The organism is Nocardia paucivorans NBRC 100373 (genome assembly GCF_000308675.1).
Taxonomy (GTDB): domain Bacteria; phylum Actinomycetota; class Actinomycetes; order Mycobacteriales; family Mycobacteriaceae; genus Nocardia; species Nocardia paucivorans.
In genome coordinates, this window is sequence record NZ_BAGE01000058.1 from 1 (window position 1) to 17,862 (window position 17,862).

Here is a 17,862-nt window from a genome sequence, read left to right on the forward strand (position 1 = left end):
CATCAACTCGCGCAGGTCTTCTGCCCGATCCTCCGCCGCGGCCCGCAAACAGGTGATCTCGAATCGCACATGCTCGGGATCCATCCGGTTGTACAGACCGAAATCGAGGAAACCCACTCGACCGTCATCGGCGAGCAGCACATTGCCCGGGTGGGGGTCACCGCAGAACTCGTTGAAGGTGAACATCGACCCCACATAGAAGCGGTAGACGATCTCCCCGATGCGGTCGCGTTCGGCGCGCGGCAGCTGCCGGATATCGTCGAACCCCATCCCGTCCAGATATTCGCTGACCAATACCCGTCGGGTGCTCAATTCGGACAACGCCTGCGGGACGACGATGAACGGATGGTCGGCGTAGAGGTCGGCAATCTCCCTCTGGGTCCTGGCCTCTTCTCGATAGTCGAGTTCGGCCTCCATATTCAGCCGCAACTCGTCCAGAACCGCCGGTGTCACCCAGGGCAGCGCCGACTGCAACACCCGGCGGAACATGGTCAGATTCTTCAGATCCGCCCGCACCGCGGCATCGATGCCCGGGTACTGCACCTTGACCGCGACCCGCCGGCCGTCGGACAACCGGGCCGCATACACCTGTCCGATCGACGCGGCCGCGATGGGTTCGGCGTCGAATTCGGCGAACACCGTGTCCAGTGGCCGGCCGTAATCCTCCTCGATCACCTCGCGCATGGCCTCGAACGAGACGCTCGGCGCCGCATTGCGCAGGACGGCCAGTCGTTTCTGAAACCGTTCCCGGTGCTGGGGCGGCACCAGATCCATATCGAGCACCGACATCATCTGGCCCAGCTTCATGGCCACGCCCTTCATGGTGCCCAACACCATGACCAGCTGTTCGGTGCTGCGCAGGGTCGATTCCTCGGCCAGCTGAGCCTTCACCGCCTCCGAACGTCCCCGCATGGACAGCCGCGCGCGCTGTTTGCGCAGGAGCGAACCGGCGGCCACCGCGCCCAGTTTGGTGCCGCGGGCCAGCCGGGATGTCGGCACTTGTTTCGCCATCGAGGTACCTCCGTTGGTGCCGACACGCGGGGCGGGTGGGCGGTGCGAATCGGCCGCCTGCTCCGTTCGGTTCAGACTAGCCAAACCCGTGTGGATGTCGAGCCGGCCCGAGAACGGAGCTAGTCCCGGGCGACGGGGTCAGTCCTCTGCGGCGGGAGCGGATTCGGGTTCCGGGTCGGGCAGCACATGGGGCTGCTGCAGGAATCGGGTCCGCGAACCACCGGCCTTGGCGATCCCCTCGATGGCGCTCCAGGCCATCATGGTCAGGTAATCGATGACCTCCTCCCGCGGCATGGTCTTGTTGGTGGTCCACCAGTGGGTGGCCAGCTGGATCCCCCCGACCAGCACATAGGAGAACAGCAGGGCGCCATCGGTGTCGAAACCGCGTTTACCGCCGCGTTCCACGATCACCGCCGCCACCACCTCGGCGAACAGCTTCTCGAAATCGGCCAGCGAGGAAGGGTCGCCGGAACCGTTGCCCATGATGAACCGGTAGACCTCGGGGTCCTCGTCCACCGCGCCCACGTACTCGGTGAGCGCCGCGTGCACCAGCTGGTACTCGTCGGCCTCCAGACTGATCGCGCCGTAGACGCGCGGCATCAGGGTGGTTTCGATGAACCGCTGCATAGCCGCGTTGACCAGGTCGCTCTTATCCGAGAAATAGCGGTACAGCACGGTCTTGGACACGCCGATCTCGGCGGCGATCTCGTCCATTCCCGCGGTGCTGCCCCGGGCCCGCACGGCCGCGAGGGTGCCGTCTACGAGCTCTTCGCGCCGGTCGATCTTGTGCTGGCGCCACCGACGTTTACGTCCGTCGGTTCGCGCGGTGCGCACCGGCGAGCGCTCGGTACGTTCCCCGATATCGACAAGGTCTTCGGTGGACAGCGTGGGCTCCTCGTTCGATACGTCCGAGCGGGTACGGCCTGTGCAGGCGCACATCGCCACCGTCGCCGACCGTTCATCCGCTCAGACTGTGGTCCGGTTCGGCTGCGTTCACCAGCTTAGGCCCCGCGCCCCCTTCGATGGCCGGTTTGGTGACGAGTGACCCGCGACACCGGGCGATCGACCCGAGGACCAGCAGAATGGAGGGCATGCAGACAGCTCCCGGCTCCACCGGGGTCCTCGGATCCCGTTCCGAGGACCCCGCGATGCCGAGCACCTTCGCCACGCTGACCGACGAGGCGAGCAAACGGCGCGATCTGGTGCGGATGAAGGCCCTCGCCACCGGACTGTTCGCCCTGGCCACACTCATCTACCTGGGGTGTCGGTGGCTGGAGATGCGTGGGGACGTCGGCGGCTGGGTGGGGTATGTGCGGGCCGCGTCGGAGGCGGGCATGGTCGGCGCGCTGGCCGACTGGTTCGCGGTGACGGCGCTGTTTCGCCACCCGCTCGGTCTGCCGATCCCGCATACCGCGATCATCCGCCGGAAGAAGGACCAGCTGGGAGCCAGTCTGGGCAATTTCGTCGGCACCAACTTCCTGTCTCCGGAGGTGGTGAGCGCGAAGGTGAACTCGGCGCGGATTCCGTGGCGGATAGGCCGATGGATGGCCGATCCGAAACATGCCGCGCGGGTGGCCCAGGAGAGTTCGACCATTCTGCGGGCGCTGGTGGGGGTGTTGCGGGACGAGGATGTCGAGCAGGTCATCGACAACACCATCGTCAAGCGGATCGCCGAACCCCTGTGGGGCCCGCCGATCGGCCGGGTGCTGTCGGAGCTGTTGGCCGACAACCGACAGGTGGCGTTGTTGGACCTTCTCGCCGAGCGGGCGCATCAGTGGGCGTTGGGCAGTCAGGAAACACTCGACCGGGTCGTGATGAGCGAGGCCCCGCAATGGGCGCCGAAGTTCGCCAATCTGCTGCTGTCGGAGCGGATATATCGGGAACTGGTCACTTTCACCTGGAACGTGCGCACCACACCGGATCACGAGGTGCGGCTGGCGGCCAACCGCTTTCTGGAGCAGTTCGCCCATGATCTACAACACGACGAGGCGATGATCGCCAAGGCCGAGCGGGTGAAATCGCAGATCATGGGCCGAGAGGAGATCACGGGTCTGGCCGAGGCGACCTGGCGGGCGGCCAAACGGCTGATTCTGGAATCGGCCGACGACCCGAACAGCACCCTGCGGCGCAAGGTGGCCGAGAACGTCCAACAGCTGGGTGAGCGGCTGCGCGACGACGACACCATGCGGGCCAAGGTGGACGATTGGTTCGAGCGGGGTGCTCGCTATCTCGCGGCGAATTATGCGGATGAGATCGCCACCATCGTCAGCGATACCGTGGCCCGATGGGATGCCGATGAGGCAAGTAAGAAAATCGAAGTGCAGGTAGGTCGTGACCTGCAGTTCATTCGGATCAACGGCACGGTGGTGGGTTCACTCGCCGGGCTGGCGATCTACACGGTTTCGCAACTGATGTTCGGCGGCTGAACACCGACGCGGCCGAATATCGACCGCGACTCCGCTAGCAGAAGTGCTTGCAATTGCTAGCACTCTGCTCTACCCTCGCAGATGTACAACCGCCAGAAGGTGAGTGATGGCCGACCAGCCCGAGGTTTCCGCTCAGCACACCGCCGATCCGGGGACCGGATCCGGAGAACGGGGAGGCCGCGTGGTCAACGCGGCACACGACATCGGGAGTTTCATCAGGGCCCAGCGAGAAGCCGCCCAGGTCTCGCTGCGCCAACTCGCTCAGCTGGCGGGGGTGAGCAATCCGTATCTCAGCCAGATCGAGCGCGGATTGCGCAACCCGTCCGCCGAGGTCCTCACGCAGATAGCCAAGGCGCTGCGGATGTCCTCGGAGGTGTTGTACGTGCGGGCCGGCTACCTCGAGCAGCGGCCGCACAGCCCCGTCCGGGATGCCCTGCTGGCCGATACCGCGATCAGTGAACGACAGAAGCAGGTGCTGCTGGACATCTACGAGTCGTTCCGCCGGGAGAACGGCAACGGCTCCCAGGGGAACGACCCGGACAGTGCCGTTCCGCGTCTCACGACCGAGACTCCGCCACGCGAGGAGAACCACACATGACCGAGAAGCTCACCGAGAAGTACCCCGCCAGCCGGCCGCTGCTCGCCACCGTGGGCGCCGGCGACGCTGTCTACACCGCCGTGATCGACGCGGTGCACCAGGTGCGCGAACGCGCCGCGACCACGGATGTGACCGCCCGCGTCGACGAGGCCCGGGAGCGTTTCGCCAATCTGCCCGCCGATGTGCAGGCCCAGTTCGAGACGCTGCGCAAGCAGCTGTCGGACCTGCCTTCGGAACTGCCGGAGGATCTGGCCGAACTGCGGGAGAAGTTCACCGCCGATGAGCTGCGCCGGCTCGCCGAGCAGTACTACCGACAGGCGATCGACCTGTACTCGGATCTGACCGCCCGCGGTGAAGAGACCCTCGAGCGACTGCGCGCCAACCATTTGGTGGAAGAGCAGTTCGACCGGGTCGAAACCCTGTACAAGGACGCGGCCGAGCGGGCCGAAGAGGTACTCGAGCGGGTCAACGGCCTGATCGGTCGTCCGGTCAAGGAATCCACCGAGACCCCCACCGCGCCCGGGGCCGAGAAACCTGTCGTCGAGGCCGAGGTGGTCGAGGTCGCCACCGAGACCGAACCCGCGCCCGCCCCGAAGAAGGCTCCCGTCAAGAAGGCCGCCGCCAAGAAGGCGCCGGCGGCGAAGAAGACCACCGCTGCCAAGAAGGCCTGACGCCGAGCTTCGGCGCTGTTCGACACCGGACCCGTGGTGCACCCGACACCACGGGTCCGGCGCTGTTCGGGACCTTGCTCCTATCATGAGGGAGTGGAAACGGTTCAGGGTTTGACCGGGCTGATCATGCTCGTGCTGTGGCTGGGAGCCATCGGCATGACCGTGTTCGCGCTGATTCACGCCGCCCGGCAGCGGCCCGACGCGTTCACCGCGGTGGACAAACTGACCAAACCGATCTGGATGGGCATTCTCGGCGTTGCGCTGCTGATGCTGCTTTTGGCCTGGTCCGGGATAATGCTCTTCGCATTCGTGGCCATTATCGGCACCGGTATCTACCTGGCGGACGTTCGCCCCAAGGTCGACGAGGTCCAGCGCGGCCCGCGCTGGTAGCGGTGTCACGAACGAGATGTCCACGGTGCTTGCACTAGCAAGCACCGGCTCCAGATGTTACCGTATCGCCCGGTAACACAAAGGAGTGCCCGATGCGTGCGAGACTGCCGAAAGCATTGGAGCGCCTCATCGGTGAGATCGAGGGGCTGCTCGAAATACACCGCGCAAACCTTCGGTCGCGCACCTACCCCCGCCCCGATCTGAACCCGCCGACCATCCCGCACGAGGTGATCCCGGTGCGGGCCGCCGACGGCGCCCGGCTGCGGGTACACGCCTACGGTCCCGCCGACGGCCAGGTCGTGGTGCTGATACATGGCTGGACCTGCTGTCTGGAGTACTGGAATCCGCAGATCAACGCCTTCGCCGAGAACTGTCGGATCGTCGCCTTCGACCTGCGTGGCCACGGCGAAAGCGAACTCGGCGAGGGCCCGGTGGACTGCCACCGGCTGGCCGACGATCTGGACGCCGTGCTGTCCGCGGTGCTGCGGCCCGGTAAACGGGCCGTCCTGGTGGGCCACAGCCTCGGCGGGATGACCCTGCAGGCCTGGGCGAGCCGCTATCCGCACCGAGTGGCCGAACAGGCCGCCGCCGTACTGCTCACCAATACCGGGCCGCGGGAACTGGTCGCCGAGACAACTGTCGTTCCGCTGTTCAACCGCATGCTGCCCGGCCTGAACCGGGTCTTCCCGCTGCCCATGTGGCTGGCCCGCCGCGGCCTGGGCGCGACGATCGTGTTCCCCCCGGTCGCTCCCGTACGGTGGATTTTCGCCCGGCAGATCATGACCCTGTCCGCCGAGCGGGAACTGGTCGAGTTCGGGATGAATATCGCGCGCTCCTGCCGGGCCCGCGTGCGGGCGGAGTTCGGCCTGCTGCTGGCCGATATGGACCTCGGCGACTCCGCCCGAAACCTGGTGGTCCCGACCACCGTGGTGGCCGGTTCCGAGGATTTTCTGACCCCGGTCCGGCATTCGGAGCTGATCGCCGGCTGGTTGAAGGAAGCGGGCAGCCTGGCGGGCCTGGTGGTACTCCCCACCGGACACCTGGGCAATCTGGAGATGATCGACCGATTCAACGCCGAGCTCGGCCGCGTCCTCGATTCGGTACGCCATTCGGTGGAGGCCGCCGGATAGCGGTCGGTGCCTTCGCCGGGGCGGGACCATGTTCCACCGTGCCGTCAGTGCGGTGTGCCCGCCGCCAACACGACTCGAACAACGCGTTGGGAACCGTCCACCGCGCGAATCCCGAGAGCCACCGTCTGATCGGGTTTGCGGATATTGAGCGCGGCGCGTAGCGCCCGCGCGGTGGTGATCGGATGGCCGTCGAGCGACGTGATGATCTCGCCGTCGGAGATACCGGCGGTATGCGCGGGCAACCCGGTGATGGCGATATCGATATGGGCGCCGGTGGGCGCGGCATCGGAGACCAATACCCCCAGTGTCGCGGTGGGGCCGATGTGCACGGCCTCGGTCGGGGTTCCGGAACGAATCTGACGCACGATGCGCATGGCGGTATCGATGGGCACCGCATAGCCGTTCGGCGGGTCCACCGGCCGTCCGTCCGGTGGCGGGTCGCGATCGCCGGAGGCCGCCGCGATCACCCCCACCACAGCGCCGGTGTGATCGGCCAGGGCGCCGCCGGACTGTCCGGAGCTGACCGCCGCGGAGATCTCCACCATTCCGGTGAGCGCCTTACGGGACAGATCCGTTCCGTTCAGGGCCACTATGGTGCTGTCCAGATCGGTGACCCGTCCACTGACCGCGGTGGGGATACCGCTACCGCCGGCATTGCCCATGGCCAGCACTTCATCGCTGATTTGCAGTTGCGCCGAGCTGCCGATGCGGGCCGCGACCAACCCGGAGGCGCCGATGAGCGACAGCAGTGCGATATCGGCGCCGGAGTCGTAGCCGAGTATCTTCGCCTCGTACGCCGCCCCGTCGGCGACCCGGGTGACCCGCACCGTTTTCGCGCCCTTCACCACATGATGGCTGGTGAGCACCTGACCGTCCTCGCTCAGGACGATGCCGGAACCGGCGGCGGCGCCGAACGGCGTGGTCGAGGCGGTGATGTTCACCAGTACCTGCCGGATTCCCGCCGCGACCGCCGCCGCGTCCAGCGGCGGCCGGGTCACCGATCGGGTGGCGACCGGTGATTCGGCACGCTGGAACGTCCACCAGTCCGGAAGCCGCCCCGGATGGCCGAAGAACGCGGCGGCGGCAATGAGCGCCACGAGCAGCGTCACGAACGCGCGACCACCGCCGGTCGATCCTTCGGGGCTCGTGCCCCGCCAGTGGTCCTCCATGAGTCTCCGCCCTCACCCGAGCCCGAACACCCCCATTGTCTCCCGGACTCACGGCAACTCATCCGATTTCCCCACCACCGGGAACAACCGACCATTCTCGGCGCATCCGGGCGGGCACAGGCCGTGGGATTCGTATCCGATTCACCACGGACGGGAGGTCACATCGTGGCGATATCGATCACGAATCGGTACCGCACATCACTGGCCACCACACGGTCGTAGGCGCCATCGATCTCGTCGGCGGCGATCACCTCCACCTCGGCGCCGATACCGTGTGCGGCACAGAAGTTCAGCATTTCCTGGGTCTGGGCGATTCCGCCGATCATCGAGCCGGACAGCGATCGACGGTACGAGGCCAGGGTGTTCGGCCGCACCTGTAGCGGTTGTTCGGGGAGACCGAGGATCACCAGGGTGCCGTCGCGCCGGAGCAATTTCATATAACTATCGATCGGCAGATCGGCGGAGACGGTGTTGATGATGAGATCGAACCGGCCACGAAGTTCCCGGAAGGTCTGCTTATCGCTGGTGGCGTAGTAGTGGTGGGCGCCGAACCGCCTACCGTCCTCCTGTTTGCTCAGCGAATGGCTGAGCACGGTGACCTCCGCGCCGAGCGCGGCGGCGATCTTGACGCCGATATGGCCGAGCCCACCCATGCCGATTATCGCGACCTGTTTACCCGGGCCCGCCTGCCAATGCCGCAGGGGCGAATACAGGGTGACTCCCGCGCACAGTAGTGGTGCCGCCACCGACAGATCGATGCCCTCGGGGATGCCCACCACGAAGTTCTCGGTCACCACGATCTGGGTGGCATAGCCGCCGAGGGTGTGGCCGCCGGGCTGCACCGATTCGGGGACCTGGGTGTTGTAGGTCATGACGGCCCCTCGGGTGCAGTACTGCTCCTCCCCGTCCAGGCAGGACTCGCATACCCCGCAGGAATCGACCATGCAGCCCACACCCACCCGGTCACCGACCTGATACCGGGTCACCGCGGAACCGACGGCCGCCACGATGCCGGCGATCTCGTGGCCCGGGACACACGGGTAGTTGGTGCCTCGCCATTCGTTCCGCGCGGTGTGGATATCGGAGTGGCATATCCCCGCGTACTTGATATCGATCAACACATCGTGCGGACCGAGTTCGCGACGCTCGATGGTGACCTTCTCGAACGGAGCGTTCGGTCCGGCCGTGGCATATGCGGCAGCAGTACTCATGCGTTCATGCCTACCGCCGCATCGGTCGGTTCGCCAACGACATCTGCGTCACACAGCCCGATTCACTCACCGGCGTCCGACCGCGCCGCCTCGCTCGCGGCCGCCTCGATTCGGCGGCGTACCCGCCGGGCGGCCGCCACCATATTGCGCAGCGACGGTTCCAACTGCCAGTAGTGTCGAGTTTTCAGCCCACCATCCGGGTTGGCCCACAACCGCTCGGGACCCACGGCCGCGGCCGCGGCGGAGAGCAGTTCGTCCAGCTCGTCGATATCCGGGATACGGGCCGACCGGCTTTCGTACACACCGGGCCCGACGCCGTGGCTGAGCCCGTGTCCGGAGGCGTAATCCTCCTCCAGCGCCTTGAGCACCCATTCGATCGAGCGAGTGGCGACAATGGCGGTGACATCCGCGTCGAGTTGTTCGATCGCCTTCACGATCTCGGTACGTCCGGAGTACGGGATATGGGTGTGGATCTGGGTCTCCGGCGCAACACCCGCGGTGGCCAACCGGAATGCCGCGATTGCCCAGCGCAGGTATTCCGCGCGCCCCCGTGGCCGGGCCGGCAACAGCTCCCGCAGTGCGGGCTCGTCGACCTGGATGATGGAGATACCCGCCTTCTCCAGATCGACGACCTCGTCCCGAATGGCCAAGGCCACCTGATCGGCGGTCTCGTACAGCGGCTGGTCCTGCCGGACGAACGAACGCGCGATCATGGTGACCGGTCCGGTCACCATGCCCTTCACCGGTTTATCGGTGAGCGACTGCGCGTAGGTGATCCAGTCCACCGTCATCGGCGCCGGCCGCGAGACGTCGCCGTAGATGATCGGCGGCCGCACACACCGCGACCCGTACACCTGCACCCAGCCGAAATGCGTGGTGGCGAACCCGTCGAGCAGTTCGGCGAAGTACTGGACCATATCGTTGCGCTCGTGCTCGCCGTGCACCAGCACATCCAGGCCGATATCCTCCTGCAGCCGGATGGTGGCCGCGATCTCGGCCTCGATCCGCTTGCGGTATTCGTCGTAGGACAGCCGGCCCTCGGCCAGATCATGACGGGCCTGGCGGGCCTCGGTGCTCTGCGGGAACGAGCCCAGAGTGGTGGTGGGCACCGGCGGCAGATTCAGCTTCGCCTGCTGCGCGGCCCGCCGCACCTCGTACGGTTCACGCGTCCGCATCTGCGGGGTGATCGCGTACACCCGTTGCCGCACCGCGTGCTTCTGTTTGAAATGCACTTCGGACGGCCGTTTGCGCCACTTCTCCGAAGGGCCCTCGGTGAGCGCCTTCGCCAGTGAGACGACCTCGCCCACCTTCTGTTTCGCGAAGGCCAGACGATCGGCGACATTGCCCTCGATCTCGTATTCGGAGAGAACGTCGTAGGGCACATGCAGCAGGGTGGTACCGGTGGAGACCACCAGATCCGGGCACACCTGGGCCAGTTCCTGAAGGTATGTCAACGTGACGTAGCGGTCGGCCCGCCACACGTTCAGCCCGCTGATGACACCCGCGTACAGCCTCTTGCGTCGAATTCCCGGAATCGCGGCCAGATCCTCCGGACGCATCCGGTACGAGGCCAGGTCCAGGCCGATGGCCTCCACCCCCGTGCGGGCCAGGATGGGCAATGCCTCACCGAAGTCACCGTACTGGCCGGTGACCAGCAGACGCGGCCGCAACGGCGCTTTCGACAAGCGCTCATAGGCCTTCTCGAATGCGGCGAGTTCGGCCTCCGTGCGTTCGGCGGTGTAGCACGGTTCGTCCAACTGCACGCAGGTGGAACCCCGCTTGGCCAGGATTTCGAACAGTTCCTCGTACACCGGCAGCAAGCGGTCGAGCAGTTCGATCGTCTCGAATCCGGCCGATTCGCCCGGAACGTGTCCCGCTTTCGACAACAGCAGCAACGACAGCGGACCCAACACCACCGGCCGCAGCTCGATGCCCTGGGCCATGGCCCGGTCCCATTCGTCCAGCAGCGCTTCCGGGCGCAGCGAGAACTCGGTGTCGGCGTCCAGTTCCGGCTGCCGGTAGTGGTAGTTGGTGCCGAAGTAACGGACCAGCTCCAGCGGAGGCAGATCCGGCCGTCCCCGGGCCATCAGGAAATAGAAGTCCAGCGGATGCATATCCTGCCGGAATTCCTCGAATCGGGAGGGGACCGCACCGAACAGCAGGGCGTTGTCCAGGACATGGTCGTAGAAGGAGAACGTATTGCCCGGAACCTGGGTGAGACCGGTGGCGGCCAGCTCACTGAATTGCCGCTCCTGGATATCGCGGCCTACCGCGAGCAGTTCCTCCGGGGAACTCGCCCCGCGCCAGTACGCCTCCAGGGCCCGCTTCAGTTCCCGGTATGGGCCGATCCGCGGATACCCCAGAACACTCGAACCGAATCCATCGCTGACGTTGACCATGCCGGATCCCTTTTAGGTGTGTATCGGCGCGTCTGCGCGCACATATTGTCGAGGGCGGGTCGGGCCCGGGAAATATCTCGGTCCCGACCCGATTGTTCAGCTCTTGTGGTTGTACTGGTAGAAGCCCGCGCCGGTCTTCTTGCCGAGCAGGCCCGCCTCCACCATGCGCATCAGCAGCGGCGGCGCGGAGTACAGGGGTTCCTTGAATTCGGCGTACATGGAGTCGGCAATGGATTTCACCGTGTCCAGGCCCACCAGGTCGGTGAGCGCCAGCGGACCCATCGGGTGGGCGCAGCCGAGCACCATGGCCTTGTCGACATCCTCTTTGGTGGCGAAACCGGATTCCACCATCCGGATGGCCGAGAGCAGGTAGGGCACCAGCAGGGCGTTCACCACGAAACCGGAACGGTCGGCCGAGCGCACGACTTCTTTGCCCAGGGTGGTGCTTGCGAAGGCCTCGGCCCGCTGCGATACCGCCTCACTGGTCTTGAGGGTGGTGACCAGCTCCACCAGCGGCAGCACCGGCACCGGGTTGAAGAAGTGCATACCGACGACGCGTTCGGGATTGTTGGTGGCCACCGCGATCTTCATGATCGGAATGGAAGAGGTATTGGAGGCCAGGACGGCGTTCGGGTCGGTCACCACCTTGTCCAGTTCGGCGAAGATGGCGGTTTTGACCTGCTCGTCCTCCAGCACGGCCTCCACGACCAGCTGACGGTCGGCGAAATCGCCCAGGTCGGAGGTGAACCGCAGCCGCCAGGCCGCCTGCTCGCGTTCGCGTTCGGTGATCTTGCCGCTGCTCACACCACGGTCCAGCGACCGCAGGATGCGCGACCGGCCGGCGGCGGCCAGTTCCCGGGTCTGCTCGTACACCAGAACATCGACATGCGCCCGGGCGCACACCTCCGCGATTCCGGAACCCATCTGTCCGGCGCCGATAACACCGACGCGCTGAATCTTCTCGCTGCTCACGTCCCGCTCCTGCTGGTTGGTCTGGCCTGTCGGTGGCTGGGGTGAAGGTGTGCTCCGCTACGAGCGAGCCTTCGCCGCTCAAGTATTTCGGTTGTCTCCGCGCTCGGGGCGGATTGGAAGGGAAGAAAAGGGCTGAAGGGATGAAAAGGGCTGAAGGGATGAAAAGGGATTGCCCTCCCCGCTGGGGCTGTCAGCGGGGAGGGCGGTACACCCCTACCGGAGTAGTGGGCCATGGGTGTCCGCGGCGGGGATCAGGTCGCCGCGGTCCCTGCGTAACCGGTTACGGTCACGACATTTCTCAGTGGAACTGACCCTCTTCGGTGGAGCCCTTCAGGGCCGCGGTGGAGGTATTCGGGTCCACGGTGGTGGCGATGGTGTCGAAGTAGCCGGCACCCACCTCACGCTGGTGCTTGGTGGCGGTGTAGCCGCGCGCCTCGGCCGCGAACTCGCGCTCCTGCAGGTCGACATAGGCGGTCATACCCTCGCGGGCGTAACCGTAGGCCAGGTCGAACATGCCGTAGTTCAGGGCGTGGAAACCCGCCAGGGTGATGAACTGGAACTTGAAGCCCATCGCACCCAGCTCCTTCTGGAACTTCGCGATGGTGGCGTCGTCCAGGTGCTTCTTCCAGTTGAACGACGGCGAGCAGTTGTAGGCCAGCAGCTGGTCGGGGAACTCGCTCTTGACGGCCTCGGCGAACTTGCGGGCCAGCTCCAGGTCCGGGGTGCCGGTTTCCATCCAGATCAGGTCGGCGTAGGGGGCGTAGGCCTTGGCCCGCGCGATGCACGGCTCGATACCATTCTTGACCTGGTAGAAGCCCTCGGAGGTGCGCTCACCGGTGATGAACTGACGGTCGCGCTCGTCCACATCGGAGGTGATGAGGGTAGCGGCCTCGGCGTCGGTACGGGCGATAACCACGGTCGGGACGTCGGCGACGTCGGCGGCCAGACGCGCGGAGGTCAGGGTGCGGATGTGCTGCGAGGTGGGGATGAGCACCTTGCCGCCCAGGTGGCCGCACTTCTTCTCCGAGGCCAGCTGGTCCTCCCAGTGGGTACCGGCGGCACCCGCGGCGATCATGGCCTTCTGCAGTTCGTAGACGTTCAGCGCACCACCGAAACCGGCCTCACCGTCGGCGACGATCGGCACCAGCCAGTTGTCGACCGAGGTGTCGCCCTCGACCTTGGCGATCTCGTCGGCGCGCAGCAGTGCGTTGTTGATGCGACGGACCACGGCCGGCACCGAGTTGGCCGGGTACAGGCTCTGGTCGGGGTAGGTGTGACCGGACAGGTTGGCGTCACCGGCGACCTGCCAGCCGGAGAGGTAGATGGCCTTCAGGCCGGCGCGCACCTGCTGCACGGCCATATTGCCGGTGAGAGCGCCGAGGGCGTGGATGTAGTCCTCGTTGTTGACCTGCTCCCACAGGATTTCCGCGCCGCGACGGGCAAGCGTGTTCTCCTCGACGACATTGCCCTGCAACTTGGCCACCTGCTCGGCGGTGTAGTTGCGGGTGACGCCCTTCCAACGGGGGTTGGTGTCCCAGTCCTTCTGGATCTCCTCAGCGGTCCTGGGGGTGCCGGTAGTCGACATCGCGAGACTCCACTTCTTTGTTCGGTCGGTGCCATCCGGGGCGCACCGCGTTGAGCGCGCCGTGAGCGTCGTCCGAAGGTTTCCGCTCATACTGCCGAGATGACAATTCGCAGGCTTGCAAGGCCTATGGGGTGTACCTCCACACGATGACACATCGAGAAAACAGCGTCTACCTGTTGCTTATGTGAATCTAAGCTAGGTTTACTCGCTAGTTCGCTAATCTTGCAAAGTTTGCCTGCGAATTGCACGCCTGAAATCTACCGGCCAGTAGCTCTGACGTGGGGTTTTAGCGTAACGCTCGTACTGTTTCCATCGGGCGGCAGCTCCGGCACGCCGAAAGGATGGAATCTCCGGCTGTGAGCACACTCATAACTGATGGCACCCGCCATCGGTAACCGATCAGGAATACCGGCCGCACCCTCCGGACGCATGGCGCCCCATGTCGCCGACCCTTACGCCCAACCGTTCGCACATGCCCGTCACCCGACACAACTCCACCGGCCGGTGCACGACCCGATATCGCGGGACGCACATTCGACCGCGTGTCCGGTTTCTCCCATTTCTCGGCAATGACGGAAAGATCCGAAGACAACGATCCGAAGAAGTCCGAAGACATCCGAAGACATCCGAAGACAATGGAGAAATACTGTGACCGAATACAACGTATGCCGGTGTATTCACAGATCGGTCGATCAAGATTTCCCCACAGGGTCACAATCCACACCGAACAGCGCTATGGTTTGCGTCACGTGCGCGGTCATCGGTGACGGGGTGCCGATCGGTAGCGCCCGCCCACCGCCGCACGGTGGATCGGAGCTGTGGATGCGGGATATCGTCGACGACCTACTGCGGGTATGGCGTTCCGGCCGGACCGGCGGACTGGCCACCATAGTGCGTACCGGTGGTTCCACCGAACTTCCGGTGGGCACGGCCATGCTGGTCGATCCCGACGGTGGGATATTCGGATCGTTCGCGCTCGGTGGCGTCGAGGAGGCCGCCTACGAGGCCGCCCTTCAGGCCGCCCGAACCGGTCAGCGCGCGCTGCACCGTTTCGCGGTGCCCGATCCCGTTTCCGGAGCCGACACCGGTGTCATCGACGTGTTCACCGAGCCGTTCTCCAGATTCCACTTCCCGGAATTCCCCACCGTGGCCACCGAAATCGCCTCCCATCGGCGGGTCACCGTTTTCACGGTGGTGTGGAATCCGGAACCAGCGATGATCGGCCAGCATCTGATCACCGACAAAAAACACAAGACCGAGCTGGTGTCACTACCCCAGTCGGATATATTCGTCGCCTCCTTCGCCCCGCCGCCGCATCTGATCATCTTCGGCGCCAACGCGTATGCGGCGGCCCTGTCCACCCAGGCCCGACTGCTCGGCTACCGGGTAACCGTCTGCGACGCGCGGGCCGACTTCGCCAACCCCGATGTGTTCCCCGGGGCCGAGGTCGTGGTCGACTGGCCCCACCGGTATCTGAACACCCTCGCCGCGAGCGGACAGATCGAACCCACCACCGCGATCGTGGTGGTGGCACACGACCCGCAGTTCGAACTCCCGCTGCTCACGGTGGCATTGCGACTCCCCGAAGTCGGCTATATCGGCGCGCTCGGATCCCCCTCCACCCACGCCCGGCGCATGGAGGATCTGAAGGCCGGCGGTTTCGGCGAGGCGGCGCTGGCCCGGTTGCGCGCACCGGCCGGAATGGATATCGGCGCCCTCACCCCGGCAGAGACCGCGGTAGCCGTCACCGCGGAGATACTGGCCGCGCGGAACGGACGTCCGGGCCGGATCACCCTGCCGTATGCCACCGAGGCGGTCGCCGGTTAAACCGCGCATCGCGCCCGTCGGCCCGGATGAGATCCGATACGAATCGGCCCCGAGACCTGTTGCACTGCCCGCCGGTCAGGAACAGTGGTTCTCGTGATCCTCACGGTGACAATGAATCCCGCCTACGATGTGACCTACCGGGTCGAGCACTTCACGCGGGGACGGGCACATCGGGTCAATTCGGTCGAGCAACGTCTCGGAGGTAAGGGCATCAATGTGACGCGGGTGCTCAACCAGCTGGGACGCTACACCCGCGCCACCGGATTCGCCGACCACGCCTTCGCCGCGGCTGCGGAATTGGAGATGCCGGTGGATTTCGTGCACGCCCTGCCGTGGGTACGACGCACGGTGGTGATCAGCGAATCGGATACCGGAACGGCGACCGCCCTGTGGGAACCGGGAGCGCGGGTGTCGAATCCGCACGCCGCCGAACAGTTGGCGGTGCGCGTGGCCGGGTTGCTGCCCGATATCGCCGGATTGGTGATCGCCGGTTCGCTACCGGGCGGAATCGATGCCGAACTGCCCGCACGAATCGCCCGCACCGCGGTGGCCGCCGGGGTGCCCACCATCTGCGATCTCGACGGAGAGGCCTTGCGCCTGGCCGCCCGGGTGCCGGGTGTGATCCTCATCCCCAACCTCGCGGAACTGCACCAACTCACCAACACCCGTCCGCAGACACCGCAGGAGGTGGTTCGAGCGGTCCGGCCGCTCATCGCGGCCGGAGTGCGCGCGGTGATCGTGACCCGCGGGGAGCTCGGTATGGTGGCGGTGACCGAAGGCCGAGCGTGGTCGGCCGGTCTGCCCGAACCGCTGGCCGGTAATGCCATGGGAGCGGGTGACGCGGCGACGGCGGCGGTCATCTCCGCGCTGGCGGCCGACGCCGAACCCGACTGGCCCACCCTGCTCACCGATACGGTGGCGACCTCCGCGGCGGCGATCGTCATCCCGGTGGCCGGTGAGATAGACCGGCGGTTGCGGGAGCATCTCACACCCCAGGTGCAGGTCGAGGAACTCGCCGTTACTTGAGAACGTAGGGGGAAACCGAACTTCGATGCTCGCTGATGTCGAGCTTCTTACCCAATGGGGGAAAGGCCCGCTGCGGGCAGTTGGCGCGATCGCAGACCCGGCATCCGGCCCCGATCGGGGTGGCCGTGGCCTCCCGTAGATCAATGCCATCGGCATACACCACCCGTCCCGCGTGGCGCAATTCACAACCCAGACCGATGGCGAAGGTCTTGCTCGGCTGCCCATACCGGGTGGCGCGACGCTCCACGGTCCGGGCGACCCACAGGTATTTGCGGCCATCCGGCATCTGCGCGATCTGGGTCATGATCTTGCCCGGGTAGGCGAAGGTTTCGTACACATTCCACAGCGGGCAGGTACCTCCGCTGGAGGAGAAGTGGAAACCGGTCGCCGACTGGCGTTTCGACATATTCCCCGCTCGGTCCACCCGGACGAACGAGAACGGCACCCCGCGCAGTTCCGGTCGCTGCAGGGTGGAGAGGCGATGACAGATCGTCTCATAGCTCTGGGTGAAGAACGCCGACAGCCGTTCGATGTCGTAGCGGAAGTCCTCGGCCACCTCATGGAAGTAGGTATAGGGCAGCACCGTTGCCGCCGCGAAGTAGTTTGCGAGACCGAGCATGGCCAGTTTCTTGGTGTCGGAAGAAGCGAAATTCCCCTCTTCGACCAGTTTTTCCAATAACGGCCCACATTCGAAATAGGAGAGCTCGGCGGCCAGTTTGAAGGCACGCTGTCCGCCCGAGAGGTGCGGGGCGATCTCCAGCGTCTGGCTTTCCGGGTCGTAGCGGTGCAGCACTCCTTCGCCGAGATCGATGCGCTCCACGATGCGCACCCCGTGCGCCCGTAACAGCCTGGGTATCTCGCTGTACAGGTCACCGCCGTGGAATCGGATACGGTTGGCCAGCTCCTCGGCGGCTGTGTCGAGTTCGTGGATGTAGTTCTGCCGCTGGTAGAAGTAATCGCGCACTTCCTCGTGCGGTTTACTGATCGCCGCGCTCCCCGCGCCGTCGGCGAATCGGTCTTCTGTGGCGGCGGCCAGTTGGGCACTGGTATTGCGATAGCGATTGTGCATATTGACCAGGGCCCGGGCCATGCTCGGGTGCGCGGACACCATTTCCGCGATCTCCCGAGCATCGGCCTCGATACCCAGTTCCTGGTCCATCACCACTTCTTGCAATTCGGCTATGAGCCGGGTGTCGTCCTGCGGGGAGAAGAACGTCGCGTCGACGCCGAAGACCTCGCTGATCCGCAACAGCACCGGCACGGTGAGCGGACGCACATCGTGCTCGATCTGATTGAGATAGCTCGCCGATATCTCCAGCTGCTGCGCGAGGGCGACCTGGCTCAGCCCGCGCTCGGTTCGCAATTGACGTAACCGAGCACCGACGTATGTCTTGGCCATTCGTCCAGTCTAGGACTGGATTCACATCCTGCAATAGTGGAATTAACA

15 protein-coding genes are annotated in these 17,862 nt (G+C 65.4%); 7 read left to right on the forward strand and 8 right to left on the reverse strand.

The features are described from left to right. Both ON32_RS21600 and ON32_RS21605 read right to left on the reverse strand, forming a co-directional pair. On the reverse strand, positions 1-1,011 hold a 1,011-nt coding region (locus ON32_RS21600; protein ID WP_040792824.1), incomplete at its 3' end, for an ABC1 kinase family protein. Between the two features lie 138 nt (positions 1,012-1,149). Continuing rightward, positions 1,150-1,845 carry a TetR/AcrR family transcriptional regulator gene (locus tag ON32_RS21605; protein ID WP_083874711.1) on the reverse strand — a complete coding sequence of 232 codons (696 nt, stop codon included), beginning with the start codon at positions 1,843-1,845 and terminating at the stop codon, positions 1,150-1,152. A 257-nt stretch (positions 1,846-2,102) separates the two neighbouring features. On the opposite strand from ON32_RS21605, the gene ON32_RS21610 reads away from it, so the two are divergent. The 5 genes from ON32_RS21610 (at position 2,103) to ON32_RS21630 (ending at position 6,226) form a co-directional block, all read left to right on the forward strand. Next, positions 2,103-3,437, forward strand: coding sequence for a DUF445 domain-containing protein (locus ON32_RS21610; protein WP_373284347.1), 1,335 nt, complete (start codon positions 2,103-2,105; stop codon positions 3,435-3,437). Positions 3,438-3,543: 106 nt separating this feature from the next. Beyond that, on the forward strand, positions 3,544-4,035 hold the full coding sequence (locus tag ON32_RS21615) for a helix-turn-helix domain-containing protein (RefSeq protein WP_040792826.1): 492 nt from the start codon (positions 3,544-3,546) through the stop codon (positions 4,033-4,035). Then, positions 4,032-4,706 carry a heparin-binding hemagglutinin gene (locus tag ON32_RS21620; protein ID WP_040792827.1) on the forward strand — a complete coding sequence of 225 codons (675 nt, stop codon included), beginning with the start codon at positions 4,032-4,034 and terminating at the stop codon, positions 4,704-4,706. Before ON32_RS21615 ends, ON32_RS21620 begins: the two co-directional genes overlap by 4 nt. A 93-nt stretch (positions 4,707-4,799) precedes the next feature. Further along, positions 4,800-5,096 carry a DUF2516 family protein gene (locus tag ON32_RS21625; RefSeq protein WP_085995240.1) on the forward strand — a complete coding sequence of 99 codons (297 nt, stop codon included), beginning with the start codon at positions 4,800-4,802 and terminating at the stop codon, positions 5,094-5,096. Between the two features lie 92 nt (positions 5,097-5,188). After that, complete coding sequence (locus ON32_RS21630; RefSeq protein ID WP_040792828.1) at positions 5,189-6,226, forward strand: alpha/beta fold hydrolase; 1,038 nt, start codon at positions 5,189-5,191, stop codon at positions 6,224-6,226. A gap of 44 nt (positions 6,227-6,270) precedes the next feature. Here ON32_RS21630 and ON32_RS21635 read toward each other — a convergent pair whose 3' ends face one another. The 5 genes from ON32_RS21635 to aceA form a co-directional block, all read right to left on the reverse strand. Beyond that, positions 6,271-7,335 (reverse strand): S1C family serine protease, encoded by a 1,065-nt coding sequence (locus ON32_RS21635; protein WP_245551218.1) that lies wholly within the window; start codon positions 7,333-7,335, stop codon positions 6,271-6,273. A 218-nt stretch (positions 7,336-7,553) separates the two neighbouring features. Further along, on the reverse strand, positions 7,554-8,606 hold the full coding sequence (locus ON32_RS21640; protein ID WP_040792830.1) for an NAD(P)-dependent alcohol dehydrogenase: 1,053 nt from the start codon (positions 8,604-8,606) through the stop codon (positions 7,554-7,556). A gap of 62 nt (positions 8,607-8,668) precedes the next feature. After that, positions 8,669-11,005: a 5-methyltetrahydropteroyltriglutamate--homocysteine S-methyltransferase gene (metE, locus tag ON32_RS21645; RefSeq protein ID WP_040792831.1), complete on the reverse strand. Its 2,337-nt coding sequence runs from the start codon at positions 11,003-11,005 to the stop codon at positions 8,669-8,671. Between the two features lie 96 nt (positions 11,006-11,101). Next, complete coding sequence (locus ON32_RS21650; RefSeq protein WP_040792832.1) at positions 11,102-11,977, reverse strand: 3-hydroxybutyryl-CoA dehydrogenase; 876 nt, start codon at positions 11,975-11,977, stop codon at positions 11,102-11,104. Between the two features lie 298 nt (positions 11,978-12,275). Beyond that, a complete protein-coding gene (aceA, locus tag ON32_RS21655; protein WP_040792833.1) occupies positions 12,276-13,562 on the reverse strand; it encodes an isocitrate lyase in 1,287 nt (428 codons plus the stop codon). Between the two features lie 735 nt (positions 13,563-14,297). Between aceA and ON32_RS21660 the strand changes: the two genes are divergently transcribed. Continuing rightward, on the forward strand, positions 14,298-15,389 hold the full coding sequence (locus tag ON32_RS21660; RefSeq protein WP_306307664.1) for an XdhC family protein: 1,092 nt from the start codon (positions 14,298-14,300) through the stop codon (positions 15,387-15,389). An 84-nt stretch (positions 15,390-15,473) separates the two neighbouring features. Further along, entirely contained in the window at positions 15,474-16,415 is a 942-nt protein-coding gene (locus tag ON32_RS21665; RefSeq protein ID WP_245551219.1) for a hexose kinase, read from the forward strand. Here ON32_RS21665 and ramB read toward each other — a convergent pair. Beyond that, positions 16,408-17,814 carry an acetate metabolism transcriptional regulator RamB gene (ramB, locus tag ON32_RS21670; protein WP_040792834.1) on the reverse strand — a complete coding sequence of 469 codons (1,407 nt, stop codon included), beginning with the start codon at positions 17,812-17,814 and terminating at the stop codon, positions 16,408-16,410. The genes ON32_RS21665 and ramB overlap by 8 nt on opposite strands. Between the last annotated feature and the right edge of the window lie 48 nt (positions 17,815-17,862).